General features: G+C 73.2%; 18 protein-coding genes and 1 riboswitch. Of the genes, 7 read left to right on the forward strand and 11 right to left on the reverse strand.

Features of this window, described 5'->3' with window-relative positions:
- Nucleotides 1–37: 37 nt before the first annotated feature.
- The 5 genes from ACQPZO_RS09930 to ACQPZO_RS09950 form a co-directional block, all read right to left on the reverse strand.
- The gene (locus tag ACQPZO_RS09930; RefSeq protein ID WP_433349041.1) at nucleotides 38–1,270 is read right to left on the reverse strand and encodes a cellulose binding domain-containing protein; all 1,233 of its coding nucleotides are present in this window, start codon (nucleotides 1,268–1,270) and stop codon (nucleotides 38–40) included.
- A 74-nt stretch (nucleotides 1,271–1,344) separates the two neighbouring features.
- Nucleotides 1,345–2,199 (reverse strand): alpha/beta hydrolase family protein, encoded by an 855-nt coding sequence (locus tag ACQPZO_RS09935; protein ID WP_433350912.1) that lies wholly within the window; start codon nucleotides 2,197–2,199, stop codon nucleotides 1,345–1,347.
- 83 nt (nucleotides 2,200–2,282) lie between these two features.
- Entirely contained in the window at nucleotides 2,283–3,494 is a 1,212-nt protein-coding gene (locus ACQPZO_RS09940) for a glycosyltransferase (protein WP_433349043.1), read from the reverse strand.
- 361 nt (nucleotides 3,495–3,855) lie between these two features.
- Nucleotides 3,856–4,038, reverse strand: a complete 183-nt coding sequence (locus ACQPZO_RS09945; protein ID WP_433349045.1) for a hypothetical protein — start codon at nucleotides 4,036–4,038, stop codon at nucleotides 3,856–3,858.
- A gap of 469 nt (nucleotides 4,039–4,507) precedes the next feature.
- Nucleotides 4,508–5,731 (reverse strand): globin domain-containing protein, encoded by a 1,224-nt coding sequence (locus ACQPZO_RS09950; protein ID WP_433349047.1) that lies wholly within the window; start codon nucleotides 5,729–5,731, stop codon nucleotides 4,508–4,510.
- A 179-nt stretch (nucleotides 5,732–5,910) separates the two neighbouring features.
- Between ACQPZO_RS09950 and ACQPZO_RS09955 the strand changes: the two genes are divergently transcribed.
- A complete protein-coding gene (locus tag ACQPZO_RS09955; RefSeq protein ID WP_433349049.1) occupies nucleotides 5,911–6,336 on the forward strand; it encodes an RrF2 family transcriptional regulator in 426 nt (141 codons plus the stop codon).
- A 48-nt stretch (nucleotides 6,337–6,384) separates the two neighbouring features.
- Here the strand turns inward: ACQPZO_RS09955 and ACQPZO_RS09960 are convergent, their stop codons facing one another.
- Complete coding sequence (locus ACQPZO_RS09960; protein WP_433349051.1) at nucleotides 6,385–7,641, reverse strand: hypothetical protein; 1,257 nt, start codon at nucleotides 7,639–7,641, stop codon at nucleotides 6,385–6,387.
- Nucleotides 7,642–8,039: 398 nt separating this feature from the next.
- Here ACQPZO_RS09960 and ACQPZO_RS09965 point away from each other — a divergent pair, with 398 nt between their 5' ends.
- Nucleotides 8,040–10,079, forward strand: a complete 2,040-nt coding sequence (locus ACQPZO_RS09965) for a DNA gyrase/topoisomerase IV subunit B (RefSeq protein WP_433350914.1) — start codon at nucleotides 8,040–8,042, stop codon at nucleotides 10,077–10,079.
- Nucleotides 10,080–10,156: 77 nt separating this feature from the next.
- Entirely contained in the window at nucleotides 10,157–12,646 is a 2,490-nt protein-coding gene (locus ACQPZO_RS09970; RefSeq protein ID WP_433349053.1) for a DNA gyrase/topoisomerase IV subunit A, read from the forward strand.
- Between the two features lie 123 nt (nucleotides 12,647–12,769).
- On the opposite strand, the gene ACQPZO_RS09975 is transcribed toward ACQPZO_RS09970, so the two are convergent.
- From ACQPZO_RS09975 to ACQPZO_RS09985, 3 genes are all read right to left on the reverse strand, one after another.
- A complete protein-coding gene (locus ACQPZO_RS09975; protein WP_433349055.1) occupies nucleotides 12,770–14,116 on the reverse strand; it encodes a uracil-xanthine permease family protein in 1,347 nt (448 codons plus the stop codon).
- Nucleotides 14,117–14,249: 133 nt separating this feature from the next.
- A complete protein-coding gene (locus ACQPZO_RS09980; protein WP_433349057.1) occupies nucleotides 14,250–14,885 on the reverse strand; it encodes an alpha-ketoglutarate-dependent dioxygenase AlkB in 636 nt (211 codons plus the stop codon).
- Between the two features lie 106 nt (nucleotides 14,886–14,991).
- Nucleotides 14,992–16,317, reverse strand: coding sequence for a polysaccharide pyruvyl transferase family protein (locus ACQPZO_RS09985; RefSeq protein ID WP_433349059.1), 1,326 nt, complete (start codon nucleotides 16,315–16,317; stop codon nucleotides 14,992–14,994).
- Nucleotides 16,318–16,627: 310 nt separating this feature from the next.
- Between ACQPZO_RS09985 and ACQPZO_RS09990 the strand changes: the two genes are divergently transcribed.
- From ACQPZO_RS09990 to ACQPZO_RS10005, 4 genes are all read left to right on the forward strand, one after another.
- Complete coding sequence (locus ACQPZO_RS09990; RefSeq protein WP_433349061.1) at nucleotides 16,628–17,851, forward strand: acyltransferase family protein; 1,224 nt, start codon at nucleotides 16,628–16,630, stop codon at nucleotides 17,849–17,851.
- Between the two features lie 159 nt (nucleotides 17,852–18,010).
- On the forward strand, nucleotides 18,011–18,478 hold the full coding sequence (locus ACQPZO_RS09995) for a hypothetical protein (RefSeq protein ID WP_433349063.1): 468 nt from the start codon (nucleotides 18,011–18,013) through the stop codon (nucleotides 18,476–18,478).
- Nucleotides 18,479–18,609: 131 nt separating this feature from the next.
- Nucleotides 18,610–19,371: a hypothetical protein gene (locus ACQPZO_RS10000; protein ID WP_433349064.1), complete on the forward strand. Its 762-nt coding sequence runs from the start codon at nucleotides 18,610–18,612 to the stop codon at nucleotides 19,369–19,371.
- Between the two features lie 318 nt (nucleotides 19,372–19,689).
- Nucleotides 19,690–19,832, forward strand: a riboswitch (cyclic di-AMP (ydaO/yuaA leader).
- A 222-nt stretch (nucleotides 19,833–20,054) separates the two neighbouring features.
- Nucleotides 20,055–20,918: a C39 family peptidase gene (locus ACQPZO_RS10005; protein ID WP_433349066.1), complete on the forward strand. Its 864-nt coding sequence runs from the start codon at nucleotides 20,055–20,057 to the stop codon at nucleotides 20,916–20,918.
- Nucleotides 20,919–21,089: 171 nt separating this feature from the next.
- Here the strand turns inward: ACQPZO_RS10005 and ACQPZO_RS10010 are convergent, their stop codons facing one another.
- Together ACQPZO_RS10010 and ACQPZO_RS10015 are read right to left on the reverse strand one after the other, a co-directional pair.
- On the reverse strand, nucleotides 21,090–22,802 hold the full coding sequence (locus ACQPZO_RS10010; protein ID WP_433349068.1) for a CDP-glycerol glycerophosphotransferase family protein: 1,713 nt from the start codon (nucleotides 22,800–22,802) through the stop codon (nucleotides 21,090–21,092).
- A gap of 43 nt (nucleotides 22,803–22,845) precedes the next feature.
- The gene (locus ACQPZO_RS10015) at nucleotides 22,846–24,348 is read right to left on the reverse strand and encodes a D-ribitol-5-phosphate cytidylyltransferase (RefSeq protein WP_433349070.1); all 1,503 of its coding nucleotides are present in this window, start codon (nucleotides 24,346–24,348) and stop codon (nucleotides 22,846–22,848) included.
- Nucleotides 24,349–24,363: the final 15 nt, after the last annotated feature.

A 24,363-nucleotide genomic window follows, 5' to 3' on the forward strand; every position in this document is an offset into this window, starting at 1 on the left:
CATACCCACCGATCGGGGGAGTACGCACCGTGACCGGTCAGAGGCCGTAGCGGTTCTTCAGGTGGCGCCACCAGTCGCGGAACATCCACTTGTCGAACTCGGTGATGGTCGTCGCGCTGCCGGCCTTCATCAGGAAGCCACCGACGCCGGTGGGCGTCCAGTCGTAGAAGTCGTCGAGCCCGAAGGTGTGGCCGATCTCGTGCAGCAGGATGTGCATCGAGTCGGTGTTGAGGTTGGCCATGAAGTACTCGCGGCCGACCCGTTGGCCCCAGTCGCCGCCCGCGCCGCCGCCGAACCCGTCGGTCAGCCACAGGGACTGGTCGTAGTGGTGGCTGGTCCCACCGGGGCAGTTCGGGTACTGGCCGCTCTGGTTGAAGAACCGGCCGCAGGGCTCGGCGCACTGCGGGGCGTTCTCGCGGATGTTGTTGACGTAGATGTCGACGGAGTTGTCCGACCACTGCAACTGGTTGCGGTCGCGGACGGCCCAGCCGACGACCCGGACGGGCACGTCGCCGTACGGCCAGCCGTTGTGGCCGGCCATGACGTCCATCCACTTCTTGTACTGCCGGGAGAGCGCGGCGTGGATCTGGTCGCGCTGGGCGGCGGTGACCGTGGCGCCGGAGTCCCAGCGCACGCAGAAGTTGAGGTAGCCGCGGTTGGCGGAGACCTGGTCCCAGCCGTAGTTACGGAAGCCGTACAGGTTGGTGTAGGTGCTCTCCTGGTGGGCCCACACCTCGTTCAGCGGGGTCACCAGGTTCGCCGGCGGGCTCCACCCGGAGCCGGGCGGCCCGGTGGTGGGCGCGGGCGTGGTGGGGGTCGGTGCCGGGGTGGTGGGGCCGGGCGTCGGGGCGCCGGTGCACGTCACGCCGTTGACGGCAAAGGACGCGGGGGCCGGGTTGCTCGCCGCGTTCCAGGTGCCGTTGAAGCCGAACGTGGCGCCGCCCCCGGTGGGCAGGTTGCCGTTGTGGCCGACGTTCGTCGCCGTGACCCGGGCGCCGCTCTGCGCGACGGTCGCGTTCCATGCCTGGGTGACGGTCTGCCCGGCGGTGAAGGACCAGGTCAACGTCCAGCCGGTGAGGGGGTCGCCGAGGTTGGTCACGGTGACGTTCGCGCCGAAGCCGCCGGGCCACTGGTTGGTGACCTGGTAGTCGACGCGGCAGCCGGCGGCTGCGGCCTGGGCGCCGGTGACCGCGAGGCCCGCGCCGGCTGTGGTGGCGAGGGTGGCGACGACGGCCGTCGCGAGCCGGGCGCCTGTTCGGGACAGTGTCATGGATCGTCCTCCGCCTGGGCCCGGTGACCGCCCGGCTCGACCACCAGGGAGAGTTTGATTGTTGTGAATATAAATTAACCCGAGTGGCGGGAGCCTGGCAAGCCGGCGGCGAAGGCGGCCACCCGCGCGGCCACCGGCGCGCTGGCGCGTACCCAGACGAAGTGGTCGAGCGGGGCGGCGGCCTGCGCGGTCGTGTAGCGCTCGCGCGCGACGGTGGCCGCGGCGAGCTTGCCGCAGAGCTGGTCCAGGGTGGCGTGCGGGGTGTACTGGTCGTCGTCCACGCTCACCGCGAGGACGGGGACGTCGAGCGTGCGCAGCGCCGCCTCGACGTCCACCCCGTCGAGGGTGGGGAAGCGGCCGGTGCGGGCCGTGTACGCCCAGTCCCGGATCACCCCGCGCGCCTGCCGGCCGCCGAAGCCCCAGCCCGGCCAGACGCCGAGCAGTCGGGCGGTCGCGGCGATCCCCTGGGTGTACGGCAGGACCCCGTACCTGCGTGGGGCCGGGTAGCCGCGCCAGTACGGCACGCCGACGGCGACCAGGGCCAGCCCGTCCACCGCGTCCGTGCCGTGCAGGGCCAGGTGCAGCAGCGCGGCCTGGCCGCCGAGGGAGTGCCCGAGCAGGATCGTCGGCCGGCCGTCCAACCGGGGCTTCAGCGCGGCCAGCACCGCGCCGACGTCCGCGGCCAACTCCACGTAGCCGTACCGGCAGGCCCGGCTCGGCGCGGGGGTGCTCGCTCCGGTGCCGCGCAGGTCGGCGACGACCACAGCGAGGCCGGCGGCCCGCAGCTCGGCGGCGAACGGCCGGTAGTACCGGGCCCGTACCCCCATCGCGGGCCAGATCACCACCACCGGGGCGTCGGCGGCCCCGTCGGGTTCGGGGTACACCTGCACCCCGAGCCGGGCGCCATCGACGTCGACGAACTCCTGCATGTACTCCTCGGTCGCGCTCACCGGCCCAGCGTACGGCCGTAAGCTACCGGCGGGTAGCAAGGGGTGGCGTGGGTGCCCGGCGGTCAGGCCGCGGCCGGAGCCGGCACCGGGCGGGCAACGGTGGCCACCGCCTCGTACACGACGTTGAGTTGCTCGGCGCAGCGCCTCCACGAGTACCGGCTACGGATCCGGTCCAGCGCCGCCGTGGCGTACGCGAAGCGCCGCACGTTGTCGCCGAGCAGCCGGCGGATCGCGGTGCCCAGTGCCCGGGGGTCGCGCGGCGGCACCAGGTCGCCGGTGAGCCCGTCGATGACGGTGTCGGCGATGCCGCCCACGTCGGTGCCGATCACCGGGACACCGCAGGCCATGCCCTCCAGGGCGGTCAGGCCGAACGGCGCGTGCCACGGGGCGGCGACCAGCAGGTCGGCCGAGCGGTACCAGGCGGCCAACTTCTCGCGGGGCACCCCGCCGATCAGCTTCACCCGGTCGGCCACCCCGCAGGACCGGGCGAGGGCGGTCAGGCGCCGGGCGGAGCCGTCGGTGGGCAGTTTCTCGGCCGGCGGGCCGCCGACGATCACGCACTCGGCCTCCGGCGCCGCGGGCATGGCCCGGACGACCTCCTCGAAGCCCATGCTCTCCGTCAGCCGGCCCACGGTCAGCACCCGGGGGCGGGCCGGGTCACGCGGGGCGACCGGGCCGTCCGGGCGGAAGATCCGCTCGTTGACCCCGGCGGGCACCAGAGACATCCGGGACCGGGGCACCCCGAGGCGGACCAGCTCACCGATCTCGTCCTGAGACTGCACCACCACCCGGTCGGCAGCCCGGCCGAGCGCACGCTCGTAGCCGGTCCGGCCCGGTGGGCCGGTGTCCCGTGCGCCCCGCTGCGCCGTGCCGAGGGCGTGGTAGGTCAGCACCACCGGCACCCCCGTGCGCCGCCCGGCGTGCACGGCGGCGAGCCCGCTCCGCCAGAAGTGGGCATGCGCGACGGCGGGCAGCCAGGCGTCGCGCCAGTGCCCGGCCAGCCACCGGCCGAACTCGCCGGTGTGCGGCAGCAACTCGTCGCCGGGCAGCAGGCGCGGCGGTCCGGCCGGCACGTGCAGCACCTCGTAGCCGTCCGGGGTCGCCACCGCCTCGGGCAGGGTGGGGGAGTCGCGGCGGGTGTAGACGCGTACCTCGTGGCCCCGGTCGACCAGGGCCGCCGCCAGCTCCGCCACGTGCGTGTCCTGGCCGCCGGTGCTCCTCCCGCTGAGGGCGGCGAGCGGGCTGGCGTGCTCCGAGATCATCGCGATCCGCATTCTTCCTCCTCCATCCGCCCGTCCCGGCCGGCGGGGACCCGTCGAGCCGGCGGGGTCCCTGGACGCGCACGTCAGGTCCCTACCCCCGCCTTCGCGTCCTAACCTCCTCGGCCCGCCCGGTCGTCGCGCCCACGACCGGTCGACGAGTAGGTCACCGGAGCCAGGAAGGCCGGTGGCCGACGCGCCGCCCCGTCCACAGTGGCGGGCGCGGGCGACGGCGAGGACGTCGTCGGTGACGGTGGTGGGACGTCCGCCGTGCCGGCCGGCGGCGGCTGCGGCGCGTAGTCCGTCGAGGGTGCGGTCGCGGATCAGGCTGCCGCTGGAACGCCGGATCGAGACAGCTCCCAAGAGCTTCCCGGTGTTATTCGCGCCGGAGGTCTTCGCTGCTGGTTCTGAGCAGGGTGCCGCCGTAGACGACTGCGGTGAGCAGCACGACGGCGGTTGCCGTGAGGCCAACCTGTATGAGCAGGATCTCCCCGAACCGGCGCGTGGTGACCCCGGTGATCTCGATGGCGACATGGACGGCACCCGCGGTCGCCGCCATCGCCGATGCCGCCGGCGGGCGTGGCTGATGTCGTATCCGACTCAGCTCCATAGGCGCCGGGAGGCATACCTGCCGTGGAGCGGCGCCCACGCCAGGAACACGAGAGGCCGGCAGAAGCGTCATGCTCCGCGAGCGTTGCACAGGGGGCAGCAGAGCAAAGGGGGGCGCTGCGGTGTTGCCCGCTGGTCGGCGACGACGTCAGCGTCGGCGTTCCCGCCCCCGTCCCGTCCTTGGGGTGGGACTTCACGATCGTCTGCTGATTTCGGAGAACTCGCCCGGCGTGTCGTCTCACAAATCAGCAGACGATCATGGCACGACAGGCTGCCGTGCACCCCAGACCTCTTGATCGTGAACCGCCCGCCCGGGCCCACCCCCGCCCAGCCCTCGCCGCCGGCCCGTCAACCAGCGCCCCGGCTGAGGCACCACCCCCGGCTGGCACCGCCGGTATGCGGGCGGGGCCGGCGGCGGGTCAGGCCCCGTCGCGGAGCATGCCGGGGCCGAAGACCTCGTAGGCGATCCGGTCGCTGGGGACGCCGCGGCGCAGCAGGTTGCTGCGGACCTGGTTCATGAACGGCAGCGGGCCGCACAGGTGGACGTGGGCGCCGGGGGCGAGCGGGATCAGCTCCGGGTCCACGCGCCCCGGGCTGACCCGCACCGGCAGTTCGGCGAGCGGCCCGTCGGCGGCGTCGACGTGCTCGTACCAGAGCGCGGTGCGCAGGTTGGACAGGGCGTGGTGCAGCCGGGGCAGCTCGTCGCGGAGCACGTGCGCGGTGCCGGCCCGGTCGGCGTGCACCAGCGTCACCGGCCGCTGCGATGCGGTGGCCGCGAGGTGCTCCAGCGCGGCCATCGCGGGGGTGAGCCCGATACCGGCGCTGACCAGCACCAGCGGTCCCTCCCCGGCCACGGCGCTCACCTCGCCGAACGGCGGGCTGAGTCGCAGCGTGTCGCCGACGGCCACCCGCTCGTGCAGGAATGTGGAGACCATGCCGTCAGGCGCGCCGGCGGTGCCGCGTACCCGCTTCACGGTGATCCGCCACCGGGCCGCGCCGGGCCGGCCGGAGAGGCTGTACTGCCTGATCTGCTGCCCCCGGCCGCCGTCGAGGTCTACCGCGACGGAGACGTACTGGCCGGGGACGAACTCCGGCACCGGGCCGCCGTCGGCCGGCTCCAGGCCGAACGACACGACGTCGGCGGTCTCCTGGACCCGCTCGGCCACCTGCCATGCCCGCCAGACCGACTGCCCCTCGGCCACCCCGGCGCCCTGGTAGAGCCGGGCCTCCCGGGCGATCAGCTCGCAGGCCAGCAGCCAGTACGTCTCGTCCCAGGCCGCGGCGACCTGCGGGGTGACCGCGTCGCCGAGCACCTCGCCGACGGCGGCGAGCAGGTGTCGGCCCACGACGGTGTATTGCGCCGGGGTGATGCCGAGCGAAACGTGCTTGTGTGCGATCCGGTCCAGGATCGGCCCCCACGGCGCGTCGCTGGCGCCGACCAGGTGCTCCGCGTACGCGACGACGGCGGCGGCCAGCGCGGCCTTCTGCTGCCCGGTGGCCTGGTTGCCCCGGTTGAACAGGTCCAGCAGCTCCGGATGGGCGTCGAACATCCGCCGGTAGAACCGGCCGGTGATCGCCTCGCCGTGCGCCTGGACGGCGGGCAGGGTCGCCCGCACCACCGCCGCTGATGACTCCGTGAGCATGACATGTCCTCCTGCGGTCGTCCGTTGTCGTCCGCTTGCGTCGACGACGTGCCCAATAAACAGGAGTCCCAGATTCCTCTTCAGGGTCGAAGGTCCCGGTTGAGGAGTCGCCTGGATCACACCGGGGGCGGGTCGCCCGGCCCGGGTCACCGCACGTCCGCGGTGGCTAGGGTCGGTGCGTGAAGCTCAACCGGTCCACGGACATGGCCCTGCGGATCGCCATGCTGACCGCCGCCTCCCAGGCCCGTACGACGGTGGACGAGCTGGCCGAACAGCTCGCGCTGCCGCGCAGCCACGTCGCCAAGGTGGTGCAGCGGTTGCAGAGGATCGGGGTGCTGGTGACCATCCGGGGCCGCTCCGGTGGGGTGGTCATCGCCGAGGCGGCCGGCGAGCTCACCGTCGGGGCGGTCGTGCGGGCCTTCGAGGGCGACGACGAGGTGGTCTCCTGCGAACAGCCGGCCTGCCCCCTGGCCGCCGACTGCCGGCTGCGTGGTCAGCTGCGCCGCGCGCAGGAGGCGTTCCTCGCCGTCCTCGACGAGACGCGGCTCGGCGACCTGGTCGACGGCCAGACCGGCCCGCTCCTGCTCACCCTCGGCCGGAGATGACGAAGGGGCCCCCGGCAACAGGGGCCCCTTCGCACCGGCGGTGGGCGGTCAGCCGACGCTGATCGTCCCGTCCCCGGAGCGGACGCAGGCCACCGCGCGAGCGGTGGTGGAGGAGGCCCCGGCCAGGCAGCGGCCCAGCACCTGGTGTCCGGCCACGTTGGGGTGCCACGACTCCTGGCACGTCTGGAAGTAGCTCACGCAGGTGTTGGCGATCCGCTGGATGGCGATCTTGTCCTTGCCGGCGAGGCTGGTGACGAAGGTGCCGGTCGCGCCGTCCTGGAGCCGGATCGGCGTGGCGAGCGCCCCGGACGGGCTGGTCGGCTGCTCGCAGAGCCGGGCGCCGTCGAACGCCCGCTGCACGTTGAGGTAGACCAGGTCGGCGGCGGGGAACTGGCTGGCCAGGCTGTCGCGCGTCGCGCGGACCAGGGTGCCCAGCCCGGAGGAGAAGTTGTGCCCGGGCCGCAGGCTGGCCCGGTGGATCGGGCAGCCGGCCGCGTACCGCTCGGCGCCGAGGTCCCGGAACTTGTCCCGGTCGTCCTGCCGCCCGTCCTCCTCCCAGTAGTTCGAGGCCAGGTCGAACGGCAGCGGGTTGGTGTAGTCCTGGAACACGATCCGGTGCTGGCCGTCGGCGTCGATCTGGTCGAGGGTGGTGAGGATCTGCCGTACGGCGGCGGTGGTCTCCGCGGTCGCGGCGCTCAGCTGCGCCGCGGTGGCCAGGTCGGCGTCGCTGCACGGCTTCTGCTCCACCGGCCCGCCGAGGTACGCCCAGAACTCCCACCAGCCGGTCCACGCGTCGGCGATGAACCGGTTGGCGCACTTCTCCGCCACGCTGCCGAAGGTGAACGAGCTGTTGTTCGAGCCCAGGCCCACCAGCACCAGGTCGATGTCGTGGGTCTGGCCCACCGCGCGGAGCTGGTCGAGCTGGGAGGCGACCGAGCGCCCCTTGACCCGGTTGACCGACGCGTTGCCGATGTCGTACGGCTGCCCGCCCGAGCAGGCCAGGTTGAACCGGTCCTGGATGCCCGGCAGGTTGGCCTGGAACAGCGAGGCGTTGGGGGAGCGGTGGCAGAAGTAGGCGTTGCTGTTCGGCGCGGTCCAGCCGGGGAAGCCCTGGCTGATGCCGTTGACGTCGGAGACCGGGGAGTAGGCCCCGGCCCCCTCGCCGCTGATGAAGCTGTCGCCGAGCGCCACGGCGGCGGTGGGGAGGGCGGCAACCGCCGGGGCGGGCGGTGCGACGGCGGTCGACAGCGCCGCCGCCGCGACGGTCAGCACCGCCGCGAGCGCGGTACGACGGAACACGGACATACGCGTCCTCCATCAGTCCATGGAAATATGAAAGTTTCTATGAGGCGGTGATCACATCACGATCGAGTGACGGGCGTCAACGTCCGGCCATCCCCGCACGGGTTCGGGCAGGGGCGTCCCGGGACCGCCGGGCCGTGGCGCGGGCATCTCGTCCGGGGTTCGCCGGGCGGGATGAATCCCGGGGTCGGTGGCGTTGCCGCAAAGGTGGACGTCCTCCGGGCCGCCCATTGGCAGGGCCGCCGCCGGCGGCGGGGCGACCCGCACACTGCGGGGTGCCTACGTCCTGTCCCACCTCCCGGTTAGGCTCGCTGCGGCGCGCCGCGCGATGTGATCGAGCCGGTGAGCGGCACCACACCGCCGAGACCTGGGAGTACGACCAGTTGACCGCACAGCCTGAGATGCTCTACGGGGCCGACGACCTTACGCACCTGGAGGGCCTGGACGCCGTCCGCAAACGCCCCGGCATGTACATCGGCTCCACAGACAGCCGTGGCGTGGGTCACCTCGTCAACGAGATCCTCGACAACTCCACCGACGAGGGTGTCGGGGGCCATGCCACCCGGGTCGAGGTGATCCTGCACGCCGACGGCTCGGTGCAGGTCGACGACGACGGCCGGGGCATCCCCACCGACGTGCACGCCAAGTCCGGCATCTCGGGCGTCGAGCTGGTGCTCACCCGGCTGCACGCCGGCGGCAAGTTCGGCGGCTCCGGCTACAAGACCTCCGGCGGCCTGCACGGCGTCGGCGCCTCCGCCGTCAACGCCCTGTCCCGCCGCTTCGACGTCACGGTCCGCCGCAGCGGCAAGGTGCACGCCATGTCGTTCCGGCACGGCGTGCCGGGGGTCTTCGACGGCCCCGGCCCCGACGCCCCGTTCACCGCCGGCCCGGGTCTCCAGGTCGCCGGCGCGATGAAGCGCGGCACCGGCACCGGCACCTCGATCCGCTACTGGCACGACGCCCGCTACTTCGAGACCGGCGCCGCACTGGACGTCGATGCCGTGCGGCTCAAGCTGCGCAACACCGCGTTCCTCGTTCCCGGCGTGAGCTACCTGCTGCGCGACCTCACCGGCGAGGAGCCGGTCGAGGAGACCTTCCACTTCCCCGCCGGCCTGACCGACATGGTGGAGTTCCTCGCCCCGAGCGGCGACCGGCCGGTCTCCGGCACCCTGCTGGTCGTCGGCGAGGGCACCTACCGGGAGAACGCGGCCGACGCCAACGGCGTCATGCAGTCCAACGTGCAGCGACGTGCCGAGGTCGAGGTGGCGTTCCGCTGGGGCACCGGCTACGAACGCACCGTCGAGTGCTTCACCAACACCATCCGCAACGCCCACGGCGGCACCCACCGCAAGGGCTTCGAGCGCGCCATGGCCCGCACCCTCGCCGACGCGGCCCGCAACGCCCGAGGGCTGCTCAGGCCCAAGGAGGACGCGCCCACCCTGGACGACGTCCTGGAGGGGATGACGGCCGTGGTGCACGTGCGGATCCCCGAGCCGCAGTTCACTTCGCAGACCAAGGACGAGCTGTCCACCGCCGGCATCACCAAGGTGCTCCAGGGGCTGATCGAGGCGCACCTGAAGGCGTGGTTGGAGGACCGCCGCACCAAGGTCGAGGCCCGCACGGTGCTCCAGAAGATCGTGGACGCGGCCCGGGTCCGGCTGACCCAGAAGCAGCAGAAGGACGCCGCCCGCCGCAAGACCGCCCTGGAGGGCGCGTCCATGCCTCCGAAGCTGGTCGACTGCCGCGCCACAGGTATCGACAGAAGTGAATTGTTCATCGTGGAGGGGGACAGCGCCCTCGGAACAGGCCGGCTCGCCCGATCCGCCGAGTACCAGGCGCTTCTCCCGATTCGCGGCAAGATCCTCAACGTGCAGAAGGCCAACCTCCAGCAGGTGCTGGACAACGCCGAGTGCGCGGCGATCGTCCAGGTGCTCGGCGCCGGCTCCGGCCGCACCTTCGACCTGTCGGCGCTGCGGTACGGCCGGGTGCTGATCATGGCCGACGCCGACGTGGACGGCGCGCACATCCGTACCCTGCTGATCACGCTCTTCGCCCGGTACATGCGCCCGCTGATCGAGGCCGGCCGGCTCTACGCCGCGATGCCGCCCCTGCACAAGATCACCACGAAGGGGCGCAACCCGCAGACCACCTACACCTACACCCAGGCGGAGATGGAGGCGTTGGTCCGCAAGCTGGAGAAGTCCGGCAAGCAGATCGTCACCCCGATCCCCCGGTTCAAGGGCCTCGGCGAGATGAACGCCGACGAACTGTGGGACACCACGATGAACCCGGCCACCCGGGCGGTCCGCCGGATCACCCTCGACGACGTCGACGCCGCCGAGCGGATCCTGGAGCTGCTGATGGGGGAGAAGGTCGAGCCACGCCGCAACTGGCTGATCGAGTCCGCCGACCGGGTCGACCGCGACGCCATCGACGCATGAGGACCGCCCGCCGCCAGACCGTGGCCCCCCGGGGACAGCGCCGGCCGACCGTGGCCCGCCGAGGAGAGAGCTGAACCATGGCACGCCGTAAGAACACCGGTCCCCGGGCGGACCTTGCCGCCTTCGATCAGGCTGGCGCGCGGGTCTTCGACAACCCGCTGGTCACCGAGGTCTCCGACTCCTATCTGGAGTACGCCTTCTCGGTGATCCACTCCCGCGCCCTGCCGGACGCCCGGGACGGCCTCAAGCCCGTGCACCGGCGCATCCTCTACTCGATGCACGAGGCGGGCCACCGCCCCGACCGGGCGCACGTGAAGTCGGCCCGGGTGGTCGGCGACGTGATGGGCCGGTACCACCCGCACGGCGACACCGCGATCTACGACGCGATGGTCCGGCTGGCCCAGGACTTCTCGCTCAACGTCCCACTCATCGACGGGCACGGCAACTTCGGATCTCCCGACGACGGCCCGGCCGCCGCGCGCTACACCGAAGCCAGGATGTCCCGGGAGGCGATGCTGCTCGTCGGCGAGCTGGGCGAGGACACGGTCGACGTCGAGCCGAACTACGACGGCTCGCTCACCCAGCCGACCGTGCTGCCGGCCGCGTTCCCGAACCTGCTGGTCAACGGGGCGTCCGGGATCGCGGTCGGGATGGCCACCAACATGATCCCGCACAACCTGGGCGAGGTCGTCTCCGCCGCCCGGTGGCTGATCAACCACCCGGACGCCGACCTCGACAGGCTGATGGAGTTCATCCCCGGGCCGGACCTGCCGACCGGCGGCGTGCTGCTCGGCCTGGACGAGGTGCGCCGGGCGTACGAGACCGGGCGCGGCGTGGTCCGGATGCGCGGCCGGGTGGAGATCGGCCACCTGGAGGGCAGCCGGGGCCGGCAGGCGATCACCGTCGTCGAGCTGCCCTACGGCGTGGGCGCGGAGAAGGTCATCGCCGCGATCACCAACGAGGTCAACAAGACCAAGCGGCTGACCGGCATCGCCGACGTCAAGGACCTGACCGACCGGGAGAACGGCACCCGGCTCGTGATCGAGTGCAAGGTCGGGGTGAACCCGCAGGCGCTGCTGGCCGACCTCTACCGGCTCACCCCGCTGGAGCAGTCCTTCGGCGTCAACAACCTGGTGCTGGTGGACGGCCAGCCGCGGACCCTCGGGCTGAAGGCGCTGCTGGAGGTCTTCCTCCGGCACCGCTACGAGGTGGTGACGCGGCGCAGCGCGTACCGCAGGCGCAAGCGCGAGGAGCGGCTGCACCTCGTCGACGGTCTGCTCATCGCGCTGCTGGACATCGACAAGGTGGTCCGGCTGATCCGCGCCAGCGACGACGCCCAGGCCGCCAAGGACGGCCTGATGCGCCAGTTCTCGCTCTCCGACATCCAGGCCGGGTACATCCTGGACACTCCGCTGCGCCGGTTGACGAAGTTCGACCGGATCGAGCTGGAGGCCGAGCAGGAGCAGCTCCGCAAGGAGATCGCCCAGCTCTCCACCATCCTCGACGACGAGAAGGTGCTGCGGAAGGTCGTCTCCGACGAGCTGGCCGCCGTGGTGAAGCAGTTCGGCACCGAGCGGCGTACCACCCTGGTCGACGGCGACCTCAAGGAGGTGCTGGCCGCGTCCGCGCCGGCCGGTCCTCTTGAGGTGGCCGACGACCCGTGCCAGGTGATCCTCTCCGCCGCCGGGCTGGTCGCCCGGACCGCGGCCGAGTCGGAGGAGGCGTCCGAGGGGCGCCGGCGCAGCGGCCGGGTCAAGCACGACGCGGTACGGGCGGTCGTGCACTCCACGGCCCGGGGCCGGGTGCTGCTGGTGACCAGCGCGGGCCGGGCGTTCAAGGTCGACGTGCTGCCGCTGCCGGTGCTCCCCGAGCAGGCGGGCACGGTGTCGCTGCGCGGCGGCATGTCCGCCGCCGAGCTGGTGCCGCTGGGGCCCGGCGAGACGGTGGTCGGCCTGGCCCCGCTCGGGGCGACGGCCGAGGGGTCGCCGGGGCTGGCGTTGGGCACCCGGCAGGGCGTGGTGAAGGTGTGCGCGCCGGACTGGCCGGTCCGCTCGGACGAGTTCGAGGTGATCGGCCTGCGCGAGGGCGACGAGGTGGTCGGGGCGAGCTGGCTCGCCGACGGCACCGAGACCCTCGCCTTCGTCTCCTCCGAGGCGTCGCTGCTGCGCTTCGCCGCGTCGCTGGTACGCCCGCAGGGGCCCAAGGGCGGCGGAATGGCCGGTATCAACCTGCCGGCGGAAGCCAGGGTTGTCTTCTTCGGGGCGATCCGCACCGACGACCCGGGGCACGGCGAGCCGATGGTGGTCACGTCCACGGGCGCGACGGTGAAGGTGACGCCGTTCGGGGCGTACCCGGCCAAGGGGCGGGCGACCGGCGGGGTGCGCGCGCAGCGGCTCCTCAGGGGTGAGACGGACCTGGTGGTGGCCTGGATCGGCCCGCGCCCGGTCGGCGCGACGGCGACCGGCGACCCGGTGGAGCTGCCCCCGGCCGACCCCCGCCGCGACGGCAGCGGCTTCGCCGTAATGCTCGGCCCCTCGACAATCGGCCACCAGATCGAACGCAACTGACCCCACCCCACCCTCCGCGTTGATCAAGAGGTTCGCGTCAGCCCGAGCTTTCCGGGCGACGCGAACCTCTTGATCAACTCTGCGGGGGCGGGGCGGGGCGGGGCGGGGGTGGGGTGGGTCGGGTCAGAGTTCGGGGTCTGGGGCTTGGCGGGGTGCCGGGGTGGTGCCGCGGAGGCGGGCGACCAGGCGCATGCCGTGGTAGATGACCAGGGCGGCGGCGGTGCCGAGGGCGATGCCGTTGAACGAGAGGTCGCCTGCGGTGAGGGTGTAGTTCGCCGCGCCGACGATGAGGGCCACGGCGGCGGTCATCAGGTTGACCGGGTCGTGGAAGTCGACCCGGCTCTCGATCCAGATTCGGGCGCCGAGCACGGCGATCAGGCCGTACAGGGCGGTGGTCGCGCCGCCGAGCACCCCCGCCGGCACGGTGAGGATCAGCGCGCCGAACTTGGGGCTGAGCCCGAGCAGCACCGCCGCCACCCCGGCCACCCAGTATGCGGCGGTCGAGTACACCCGGGTCGCCGCCATCACGCCGATGTTCTCCGCGTACGTGGTGGTGCCGGAACCGCCGCCGGAGCCGGCGAGCACGGTGGCCAGGCCGTCGCCGAGGAACGCCCGGCCCATGTCCCGGTCCAGGTTGCGGCCGGTCATCGCGGCGACCGCCTTGACGTGCCCGGCGTTCTCGGCGATCAGCACCAGGATCACCGGGATCACCAGCACGACCGCGCGCAGGCTGAACTGCGGCGCGTGGAACTCGGGCAGGCCGACCCAGGCCGCCTCGCGCAGCCCGTCGACGGCCTTCGGGTCGAGGTCGCCGAGTGCGGCGGCGAGCAGCCAGCCGACCGCCACGCCGACCAGGATGGACAGCCGGGCCAGGAAGCCCCGGAACGCCACCGTGGTGAGCAGGATCACCGCCAGGGTGATCACCGCGATCATCGGCTGCGCCCGGAAGCCGGTGCCACTGCCGCCGCCGTCCCAGGCGACCGGGGCGAGGTTCAGCCCGATCAGGGCGACGATCGCGCCGGTGACCACCGGCGGCATCAGCGCGTCGATCCAGCGCGACCCGGCGAGCTGCACGACAAGACCGACCACGGCCAGCGCGACGCCGGCCACCACGATCCCGCCGAGCGCGGGGCCGATGTCCCCGCCGGCCTTCGCGGCCAGCACCGGGGCGATGAACGCGAACGACGACCCCAGGTACGACGGCAGCCGGTTGCCGGTGATCAGCAGGAAGAGCAGGGTGCCGATGCCGGAGAAGAAGAGCGTGGTGGCCGGCGGGAAGCCGGTGATCAGCGGCACGGTGAAGGTGGCGCCGAACATCGCCACCACGTGCTGCACGCCCACCCCGAGGGTGCGCGGCCAGGAGAGCCGCTCGTCGGGGTGGACCACGTCGCCGGGGCGGACGGACCGGCCGTTGCCGTGCAGGGACCACGGGGACCAGCGGGCGCGCGGCTCGGTGGGGGTGTGGGTCATGGGACGCCCTTCGCGTCGAGGTGCTGACGGGGGCGTGGACGACCCTGGGAGTTGTTTCTAGCAGAGGCCGCCCGACCCGCATATCCGCAGGGTCCGGGTCACCTGGAGGCACAGCGCCGGCACGGGTGGCCGCTCAGGCGACGCCGGCGGGACGGAACTGGACGCTGACCCGGGGCCCGACCGGCCGGACGGTCTTCGGGATCGCGTGCTCCCAGGTGCGCTGGCAGGTACCGCCCATCACCACCAGGTCGCCGTGCCCGAGCGGGAAGCGCAGGCTCGCGGTGCCCCCGCGCGGACGCAGCAGCAGCGGGCGGGGCGAGCCGAACGAGACGATGGCGACGATGGTGTCGGTGTGCGCGGAGCGGCCCTGGGTGTCGCCGTGCCACGCGACGCTGTCCCGCCCGTCCCGGTAGAGGCACATCCCGGCGGTCACGAGCGGTTCGCCCAACTCGGGCGTGTAGTGCGCGGTCAGGGCCGCCCGCGCCGCGGTGAGCACCGGGTGGGGCAGCGGCCGGCGGGCGGCGTACCAGCAGAGCAGCCGGGGTACGTCGACCTCGGCGTCGTACATCGTGCGGCGTTCGGCCCGCCACGGCACCTCGGTGAGCAGGGTGTCGAGCACCTGGTCCGAACCCAGGACCCAGCCGGGCAGGTGGTCCACCCAGGCGCCCCGGTCGAGCGGGTGCCGGCGCAGCTGGCCGGCGAGCGGGCCCAGCGAGGGCTCGTCGGGGGTGAAATCGAGCATCGACGGCTGGTAGGCGGCACCGGACATGCGCCCACCCTAACGGCTTGTTCGTACACCCGTACGACTGCCGTCCCCCGTCTGTCGGCTGCACCGGACGGTCGTACGCGTACGAGGTCACGCACCCCGGGGATGGTCAGTGGTGCAGTATCCGGCGTACCCGCCCCTTGACCGCGGCCCGTACCCGGGTCCGCAGCCGCTGCGCGTCCAACTCCTCGACGCTCTTCTTGAGCTCCTGGTTCCCGTCGCGCAGCCACTGGATCCGGGCGATCAGCTCGCTCGGGTCGGTGGCCGTCTGGGCGCGGACCGCCGGGGGATAGCTCGTCTCGGCGACCTGCCGGTCGAAGCGCGCCGCGGCGTCGCCATCGGCGAAGGAGTGGCCGAGGTCGTGCCGGGCCAGGAACGACATCATCGTCTCGAACCGGGCCTTGTGCCCGTTGTTCAGCGCGGTGTAGTCCGCCTCGTCGTAGAGCGCGACGGCGTCCACGTCGGCCGACACGTCCTTCATGATCCGGTGCGGGATGTCGAAGTACCGGGCCAGCTCCAACGTGCGCGAGTCATGCGCGAACAGGTAGCCCGGGGTGCCGGCGATCAGTGCCGTGATGGTGCCGTGGATGCGGGTGCCGAAGTTGAAGTCGAACCCGGACAGGTAGTCCATCCAGGTCCACGGGTCGACGAACATCCGCACCTTGTCCTCGACGAAGAGCGGGTGCGAGGTGTGGATCGGGATGGCGGCCTGCTTGCCCCGCTCCTGAGGCAGGTCACCGTAGAGCAGGGTGCCGAGGGTCTTCAGGTCCTGCGGGAGGTAGCGCAGGTTCGGGTAGCGCTGGTGGTGCGAGGTGATCACCTTAGCCATCGACTTGACGTACGGGGAGACGGTCAGCGCCACCCGGTCATCGACGGTGAGCGTCGCCTTCCGCTTCTCCACCCGCAGGCTGTCGCCGTGCAGGAACATCGACGGGCAGCCGATCACGTCGACCGCGGAGAAGCCGAGGCTGCGCAGGTACCCCTCGGTGATCTCGCCGCGCACGCCGATGCTGTGCGACCGGTCGAGCACCGCCTTCACGAACGGCTTGACCGCGTCGTCGATCGGTCGCAGGTACTCCCGGTCGCCGTTGACGTCGGTCTGCGCGCCGACGCCCAGCACCACCACCGGGATCTTCAGCCGCTCGATGAGCCGGGTCATGTTGACCAGCCGGTGGGCGTAGCTGCGCCGGAACGCGTTCGCCAGCGGCACCACGAAGACGTCGTACCGCTCGTTGATCTCGTCCGCGTCGCGCAGGTTGGCCTGGAACTTCGACGAGGTGATCTGCGCCGTCGAGGTCCGCAGGATCTTGTGCGCCGAGTGGCTGAACACGAGGTTGCCGGTGTTGTCACCGATCCAGTTGCGCTCGAACGTCTCCTCCGGCGAGTAGACGTCGAACGGGCCCTTCTTGGCCCGGAGCAGGATCCGCTGGTGCATCGGTGCCGTCCTTCTCGTCGTGTCCGCCCCGTCAAGGGTGCGCCGGCGGGCGCCGACCGGGCGTGGCCCGACGAGGTCGGGGCACGCCCGTTGGTTCCGAGACCGCGATATTAGGCCATCGGACACCTGCTCCTGGCATTCGCGTCTCCCCGGCGAACGCCGACGCGAGGACCGGGCGGGCACTGCGGGTAGGGTGCCCGGCGGGCGGCACCCCACCGGCCCGCCACGACGCGGCGGCGCCGGCTGCCCGGCGCGACACGAGGCGAGGAGGCGCGGTGTTGGTGACCCTGCGGACGGACGGACCGCCGGCATGACCAGCACACCGACCGTCGTACGATCCGAGCCGCTGACCCGCCCGGCGAGCCGGCTGCCCTCGCTGACCGGGCTGCGCTGGATCGCCGCCCTGCTGGTCTTCGGGTACCACGTCGGCACGATGCGGATCGTCGCCGAGCCCGACTACCAGGCCGTCATCGACTGGCTGTTCACCCTGGGCCTGTCCGGGGTGGAGTTCTTCTTCATCCTCAGCGGGTTCGTGCTGGTCTGGTCGGCCCGCGACGGGGACCGCCGCCGCGACTTCTGGCGCCGCCGGCTAGCCAAGATCTACCCCAACCACCTGCTGATGTGGGCGGTGGTGCTGCTCACCGGCGTGTGGGTCTTCGCCGACCCGGTCAACCCCCGCGCCGCGGTGGAGAACCTCCTGCTGCTCCAGGCCTGGGACCCGACCCCCGGCTACTTCTACAGCGTGAACTCGGTGAGCTGGTCGCTCTCCTGCGAGCTGTTCTTCTACTTCTGCCTGCCGTTCGCGCTGCCGCTGGTCCGCCGAGCGCGGCCCGGGGTGCTGTGGGCGGTGGTGATCGCGGTGCCGCTGCTGATCGTGGCGCTCTGGCCCGGTCAGCGCCTCGTGCCGCAGGAGAGCACCTGGTGGTTCACCCAGGTCTTCCCCGTCGTGCGGTCCCTGGAGTTCTGGATGGGCGTCGCCGCGGCCGAGCTGCTGCGCCGGGGGCGCTGGCGGGGCCCCGGCCTCACCGCGGCCAGCGTGATCTTCGTGGCCACCTGGGTCGTCGCCTCGCAGTGGATCCGCGCCGAGTTGTGGGCGGCCCTGCTCGCGGCGGCGTACCTGTTGGTCATCGCAGCCGCCGCCGACGCGGACGTGCGCGGGGCGCGGACGCCGTGGCGGTCCCGGCCGATGGTCTGGCTCGGCGAGGTCTCCTTCGCGTTCTACCTGGTGCACGTCTTCGTCATGGTCACCGTGCTGCGGCTGGCCGACCGGCTCGGCGTGGGGCTGCCCGGCTGGTGGGGACCGCTGGCCGTGGTCGGCTTCCTGCTGGTGAACCTGGTGCTGGCCGCGCTGCTGCACCGGTGGGTCGAGATGCCGCTGACCCGCCGGCTCGGGCCGCCCCGCCGGCCCCGCCCGGCGACTCCCGGCGGCGGGCCGGTCCCCGGCGACCCGGCGGGGCCACCCGGGCCGGCGACGACGGCCGCCCCCGCGCCGGAGCACCCCCGCGAGCAGGTCGCCGTCCCCGAGCGGCGCTGACCGCCCCGATCCCGCGCCGCCCCCGCCGGGGCCCGGGGCGGCACCCACGGCCCCGTGGCGTACTCGCGGGAGTGGGCCGGGGAAGAACCGGACGATCGGGACGTCGCGACACGCCCGCCATCGGTGCGTCCCGCGATAGGGCTTCGGTAGCGTGAGCGTGTGCTTTCCGCCGCGCCGACCTGTCTCCTGTGGTGGGTCGCGCGCTGGACCGCCCGGATGCTGACCAGCCTGGCCGTCGCGGTCGCTTTCTCGCTGGGCGCCGGGTCGCTGTCGTTCGACCCGGCGCCGCCCGCCGGGGCCGACGCCGCGGGCGGGTCCGCGGCCTGGTCTCCGGCGGACAGCCCGGCCGTCCTCGGGGTGCCCGACCCCGACCTCGGCCGGGCCTGGTCTCCGGCCGGCAGCCCGGCCGTCCTCGGGGCGTCCGATCTCGGCCCGGTCCCGGCCGCCGGGATGCGTGGGGCCGGCCCTGGCCGGGCCGCCGCCGACGTCCCGGCCGCCCCCGCGCACCCCGGCGCGGTCCCGGCCGCCCCGGCGGGCCGGTCCGTGATCGACCCGGCCCCGGTGCACCGGATGCCCGTCGGGCCCGCCGCGAGGACCGCCGGGTCGCGCGCGCCGCCGCGCGGCTGACCTGTCCGCGACACCGCCGTCTCGCGACCGCACCACCGCACCCGTCCGCCCGGCCCGGTGGCGCCCCCGCGCCCCGCCCGGTGGCGCGGAGCGCCCGCTTCCCGCATCCACCCGCCCGTTAGGTGCCGACCATGGACATCGTTCTCCACCAGTTCCTCGTCGAGGTGCCGCTGGCCGCCGCCATCTGGTCGGTGCTGCTCGTGGTGGCGCTGGGCGTTCTCACCGCCCTGGTAGCCCGCCCGCAGCGGGACCGGCCGGTGGTCGACCCCACCCCGCCCGCCGTCGACCCGGCCATCGAGGAGGCCGTCGACCTGCGCCGGTACGCCGAGGAGGTGGGGGTGGCCGCCGCCGGCGCCGCCCAGACCGCCCGCCGGCGACGCGACGCGTGGCTGGCCGCCCAGGACGCCCTCGATCGGGCCTGGCAGGCGTACGACGAGGCGGAGGCCGCCGCGCGGCGCTTCTCCGGCGCGGGGGCACTGCCGGTGCCGCGTACCCCCCGCACCCCCGCCGAGTACGCCGCCCGGGAGCGCTGGCTGCACCACGCCGCCACGGCCGCCCACCTGCGCGGCGAGCTGTCCATCCGGCAGCTCTGCGACGTCTTCGCGCACCGGGACGGCTGGGACCCCCGGCTGCATCCGGTTCAGCAGGAGGTCGTGCTGGCCCGGGCGGTGCGGGACGGGAGGCAGGCCGGCCACCGGGCGGCGGCGGCCCGGGAGCGGGCCGCCTGGCGTGCCGCCGAACTGGCCGCCGAGGCCGCCCGGGCGCTGGCCGTCGAGGCGTGCGCTGCCGCGGAGCGGGCCCGCCCCGTCCGGGTGCCCGCGCCCCGGGCCGCGACGGCGAACGCTCGCCGGACCGTCCCGGCCGCCCGCTGGCACCCGGCCCGGGCCGGCTGACCTGACCCCCGACCCGGGTGGGTCGCGGTGCGGCCCGAATTTTCTTTATGACGCCGGTCACATCTCCCGGGTAAACGGGCAGTCGACCCATCGGGGCGGGTCCACCGACATAACTCGCCGACGATCAAGACTGATCGTCCGGTTGTCGCCCGGGGGCCCCTCGAAGGCTCGTAATCCCATTGAGTCACGTCAGTTCCCAATGGGTCGCAAGAAAGCTGATCGGAGAGGGTTTAAGCAGGTGGGAAGGGCTTGGCAGGGTCTCGACCGGCCAGTAATGTCGGCCCGTCCGGTGCGGTACCCGATCGCTAGAGGCGACGCCGCGCGGGCCCGCTCAATCGTGACCATCACGAACCGGGGACCCAGTGCACGTGTGGGGTGAATCCGCGGGCCACGGCCTGCGGTAGGGCGATCTTCCCGCCCGAATCCGTCAGCTAACCCGGTAGGCGGTGTCGGAAGGAGTGCCATCCTCGTGCAGCGCGACCCCATCCCTCGGTTGTTCCTCCACCGCGGCGCCGTGGTGCCCGCGTCCGTCGCCCCCGGGCTGACGAACTGACCGGCGCACCCGCCCGTACGCCCGGCTGACCGGGCATCTTCCCAGAGCGGACCTGACCGGCTGTGGACGTCTCGTCCACGCCACCGTGCGACGACGCATGCCCAGGTGCCCCCGCTCTCCGCCCCATCCCGTGGAGGAACACGTGAACGACCACCTCAAGCGGCAGTTGCGACGTCTCGCCACCGAGCGCCCGTACCAGGTCGTCGCCGGCTCGGCCGCGGCGCTCCTGCTGGCCTCCGGCACCGGTGCGTTGCTGGCCGGCGCCGACGACACCCCCGCCCCGCGGCAGACCACCAACGCCGCCGTGGCCGAGATCGCACCCCGCCTCGACAGCGCGGCCAGCCGCGCCCAGGCCCGGGCAGGCGCGACCGCGTCCTCCAGCGCCTCGCCGTCGCCGAGCGCCACCACGGCCGCGCCGAACCCCGACCTGACCACCAAGGCGGCCCCGAAGCAGACCACGGCGCAGCCGGTCACCCCGAAGTCGCCGTCGTCGAAGGTTCTCGACTACGCCTACCAGGCGCAGACCACCTACTACTACTGCGGCCCCGCGGCGGTGCGCAACGCGCTCTCCGCCACCGGCGTCGGGAGCACCCAGGACGGGCTGGCCAGCCGCCTCGGCACCACCGAGATGGGCACCAACTCGGCCGAGGACACCACCCGGGTGCTCAACGGGATGGTCAAGGGCGACCCGTACCAAACCCGGATGATCCCGGGCGGTGCCGCCACCGGGGCCCAGATCGACCGGCTCAAGGCGGACGTGGTGAAGGCGGTCGGCGCCGGGCGCGGCGTCGTGGTGAACATCGCCGGTGACGCCACCGACGTCGACGGCGGCTGGCATTCCTTCCCCGGCGGCCACTACATCGCCGTCGTGGGCTACCGCAACGAAGGCCGTACCGTGCGGATCGCCGACTCGGCCAACCCGGCCGCCTCGGCGTACTGGATCAGCACCACGGCCCTGGCGCACTGGGCGGCGACCAGGGGCTACTCGGCCTGATCACCCTTCCCCCACCGGGCCCCGGCTCTCCCCGTGAGCCGGGGCCCGGTGCTGTCCCGCGCCGTCCGGCACCGGGCCGGGCCGGCACCGCGGCCGTCCGGGTGCCGTCCGGCACCGTGGCCGTGACCGAACCCGTCGGCTCCGGCCTCAACCCTGACGCGAACTTCTTGATTACCGCGGGAAGCTGGAGGGGGTGGGGGAGGGCGGGGTGGGGGTCGGGCGGGGGGTGGGTGGGGTCCAGGTCGGGGTCAGCTCGCGGCGGGCCGCTGCCAGGAACGCCTCGGCGTACTGGTGGGTGGGGAAGTCGCCCAGGTAGCGGGAGCGGGTGGCCCAGCGGGCCGTTGCCTGCGGGTCGGTGTCGAGCAGGTGACCGAGCACCTCGTCGAGGTTGGCCGCGTCGCGGCGCAGCACGTAGCCCGAGCCGGCCAGGGGGAACCGCTCGACGAACCGGTCGCCGTCGCCGCCCATGTCCGTGACCGCGTACGGCTTGCCGGAGTAGAGGTAGTCGGAGATCACCCCGGAGACGTCCGAGAGCAGCGCGTCGGAGCGGTTCACGCAGTCGACCAGGGACATCTCCCGGCTGGCCGCAGCGCCCCAGACGTGCTGCCGGCCGGTGCGGGCCCGGTCCGCGGCGAGCAGCTCCGTGAGCCGGGCGAGCTGCCGCGCCGACGCCGGATTCTGCCCGGTGTACGGGTGGGCGCGCAGGATCACCGTCGCGCCCCGGGCCAGCAGCCCTCGGACGAGGGTCTCGCCCACCGGCAGGGAGCAGTAGTTCGCGTCGGCGTGGTGCCCGGTCCAGGTCGGGGTGTAGAGCACCGTCGGGTTCGGCAGGCCGGTTGCCGGCTCCCGGCGTACCTCGATCGACTCGACCTGCGGGCGGCCGACCACGACGAACTTCTCCGCCGGGATGTCCACCCCCGCGCGGGCGTACCGCTCGATCGCGGCCGGGCCGGCCACGAAGATCCGGTCGAAGATCGCCGAGACCGGGTTGGCGCTGGGCGCCTTGTCGCTGTCGCCGTGGTGGATCTGCACGTGGGTGAGCTGGGTGAACCGGATGCAGTGGCTGTTCTTCGCCCCGTGGTTGACGTAGAACGCCACCTTGAGACTCGGCACCAGCGCCTCGTCCATCGCCTTGAGGGTGGGGCAGTACACCACCGGGGCAGTGGTGGCCGCGGCGATCGGGGCGAGGAACTCCGGCTCCCGCACCATCACGAGGAACGGCCGGCCGATCCGCTCCAGGTAGGGCAGCCACATGGTGACCTGGTACTCCGACCCCGGCGGGGCGGAGAAGTGCAGCAGGAACTCCGGCTGGTGCGCCCGCAGCGCCCGGGTCACCGCACCGCCCCCGGTCCCCGGCCGGAACCGCCGGCGGGCCAGGTCCAGGGCCACCGCCCCGGTGCCCGCGCCGACGCCCAGCGCCAGCAGCAGGGCGACGAACGCCGGCAGCGCCAGCGCGGCGGCCAGCGCCACTGCGGCGAGCAGCACCAGCAGGGCGTCGGCCAGCCGACCGGCGACCAGCGGGGCCCACGACCGGACCGGGAGGTTGGCGGCCCGGATCTCCAGGTCACCGGCCTGCCGCAGCGGCCCCACCAGCAGCACCAGCCCCAGCAGCACCAGGGCCGTGGCGGCCAGCGCCGGGTCGAAGCCGGCGTCGAGCCGGCGGGCGTACCCGACCAGGATGCCGGCCGCGAGCAGCACCGACTCGGCAGTGCTGTCGGCGGCCGGCCGGACCCGGCGCTCCCAGCCGGCGGCGGCCAGGGCCGTCACCGCGAGCGCCAGCCCCCAGCCGGTCGCCCCGGTCAGCGCGAGGGCGAGGAACGCCAGCACCGCCAGGCCGGTGGTCGCCACCCGGGCGGTCAGCTTCCTGACCAGGTCACCACGCATGTCGTTTCCGCTTCTCCCGCCGTGCTGCGGTGGCCGTCGTCGCTCAGCCGGCCGTGGCCGGGGTCGCCGTCGGGCCGCCCTGGGCGGGAACGTTCGCGGCGGGCCCCTCGCCCGGTGCCCGCCGGACGTCGATGACCTGCCCGGTCAGCTCGGAGATCAGCACGTCCAGCGAGGACTGGGCGACGGTCTCCGCGGCGAGCAGGGTGTGCTCCGGCTCCTCGCCGAACGCCTTGGTGCGCATCGGGGTGGCGGTGCGCTCCGGGTTGATGCAGTTGACCCGTACGCCGAACTCGGCCCACTCGTCGGACAGCGCCTGGGTCAGGTTGACCAGCGCGGCCTTGGTGGCCGAGTAGAGCGCGTAGCGGGCCCGGCCCCGGGTGTACGAGCTGGACGTGTAGAGCAGGAGCTGGCCCTTGGTCTGCTGCAGGTACGACAGGGACTGCCGGGCGATGGTGACCGGGCCGACGAAGTTGACCTGCAGGACCCGGTCCATGGTCTCCTGGTCCATCTCCGACAGCTCGCCCTTCTCCAGGACGCCGGCGGTGACCACCACGTGGTCGATCCGGCCGGTGGCCTCGAAGGCGGTCTTCAGCGCGGCCTCGACGTCGGCGGCCCGCTCGACGTGGGTGCCGGTGGTGGAGCGGCTGAACGGGAAGACCTGCGCGCCGTAACGGCGGGCCAGTTCGGTCAGCTCGTGACCGATGCCGTAGCTGCCGCCGAACACGACGACGGTCCGGCCGGTCAGCTCCTCGGTGTAGGAACGGTGGTCGGTCAGCTTGGGTGCCTGCGCGGCGGCGAGCTGGAAGAGCTTGTCCGCGAGGTGCACGTCGACCGGGTGGGTGACCTTGATGTTCTCGTCCGAGCCGTCGATCACCTTGATCGGGGTGCCGGGCAGGTAGCGCAGCACGACGCCGCAGTCGTCGGTGGCGGCGAAGTTCGCGTCGCCACCGGCGATCCGGTACGCCTCCCGGATGGTGCCCGAGCGGAACGCCTGCGGGGTCTGGCCCCGGCGCAGGGTGGACCGGACCGGGATGTCGGTGATGCACTCGTTCTCGTCGACCTGGATGATCGTGTCGGCCGAGGGGATCGCCACGTCGACCGCCGTGTAGGTCCAGAGCGCGTTCACGCACTCCCGGACGATCCGGCCGCTGAGCAGCGGGCGCACCGCGTCGTGGAAGAGGATGTTGACGTCGCCCTCGCCGATGGCGTCCAGGGCGATCCGGGTGGTCGCGTTGCGGGTGTCGCCGCCGGAGATGACCTTGCTGACCTTCCGGAAGCCGGCCTTGTCGACGATCTGCTGGGCGTCGGGGACGTGCCCGGCGGCCATCAGCACGATGATCTCGTCGATCTCGGGGGCCGCCTCGAAGACCGCCAGGGTGTGCTCGATGATCGGCTTGCCGGCGATCTTCAGTAGCTGCTTCGGGATGCCCAGGCCCAGCCGGGTCCCCGTGCCCCCCGCGAGGACCACCGCCACCGTCCGCGAGGGGCGCCAGGGAGCCGGGCTGGCCGGCGTGGCGTCCGGTGCGGCGGTGTGGTCCTGCGTCATTTGCCGTTCCTCACT

This window comes from Micromonospora sp. CA-111912, from assembly GCF_050948415.1.
Taxonomy (GTDB): Bacteria; Actinomycetota; Actinomycetes; order Mycobacteriales; family Micromonosporaceae; genus Micromonospora.

Coding starts and splice junctions, on each gene's coding strand:
- ACQPZO_RS09945 (WP_433349045.1), bottom strand. CDS start 4,038: ATGGCGGCGACCGCGGGTGCCGTCCATGTCGCCATCGAGATCACCGGG.
- ACQPZO_RS10000 (WP_433349064.1), top strand. CDS start 18,610: ATGGACATCGTTCTCCACCAGTTCCTCGTCGAGGTGCCGCTGGCCGCC.
- ACQPZO_RS09950 (WP_433349047.1), bottom strand. CDS start 5,731: ATGCTCACGGAGTCATCAGCGGCGGTGGTGCGGGCGACCCTGCCCGCC.
- ACQPZO_RS09930 (WP_433349041.1), bottom strand. CDS start 1,270: ATGACACTGTCCCGAACAGGCGCCCGGCTCGCGACGGCCGTCGTCGCC.
- ACQPZO_RS09980 (WP_433349057.1), bottom strand. CDS start 14,885: ATGTCCGGTGCCGCCTACCAGCCGTCGATGCTCGATTTCACCCCCGAC.
- ACQPZO_RS09965 (WP_433350914.1), top strand. CDS start 8,040: ATGCTCTACGGGGCCGACGACCTTACGCACCTGGAGGGCCTGGACGCC.
- ACQPZO_RS09940 (WP_433349043.1), bottom strand. CDS start 3,494: ATGCGGATCGCGATGATCTCGGAGCACGCCAGCCCGCTCGCCGCCCTC.
- ACQPZO_RS10015 (WP_433349070.1), bottom strand. CDS start 24,348: ATGACGCAGGACCACACCGCCGCACCGGACGCCACGCCGGCCAGCCCG.
- ACQPZO_RS10010 (WP_433349068.1), bottom strand. CDS start 22,802: ATGCGTGGTGACCTGGTCAGGAAGCTGACCGCCCGGGTGGCGACCACC.
- ACQPZO_RS09975 (WP_433349055.1), bottom strand. CDS start 14,116: ATGACCCACACCCCCACCGAGCCGCGCGCCCGCTGGTCCCCGTGGTCC.
- ACQPZO_RS09970 (WP_433349053.1), top strand. CDS start 10,157: ATGGCACGCCGTAAGAACACCGGTCCCCGGGCGGACCTTGCCGCCTTC.
- ACQPZO_RS09935 (WP_433350912.1), bottom strand. CDS start 2,199: ATGCAGGAGTTCGTCGACGTCGATGGCGCCCGGCTCGGGGTGCAGGTG.
- ACQPZO_RS09990 (WP_433349061.1), top strand. CDS start 16,628: ATGACCAGCACACCGACCGTCGTACGATCCGAGCCGCTGACCCGCCCG.
- ACQPZO_RS09985 (WP_433349059.1), bottom strand. CDS start 16,317: ATGCACCAGCGGATCCTGCTCCGGGCCAAGAAGGGCCCGTTCGACGTC.
- ACQPZO_RS09960 (WP_433349051.1), bottom strand. CDS start 7,641: ATGTCCGTGTTCCGTCGTACCGCGCTCGCGGCGGTGCTGACCGTCGCG.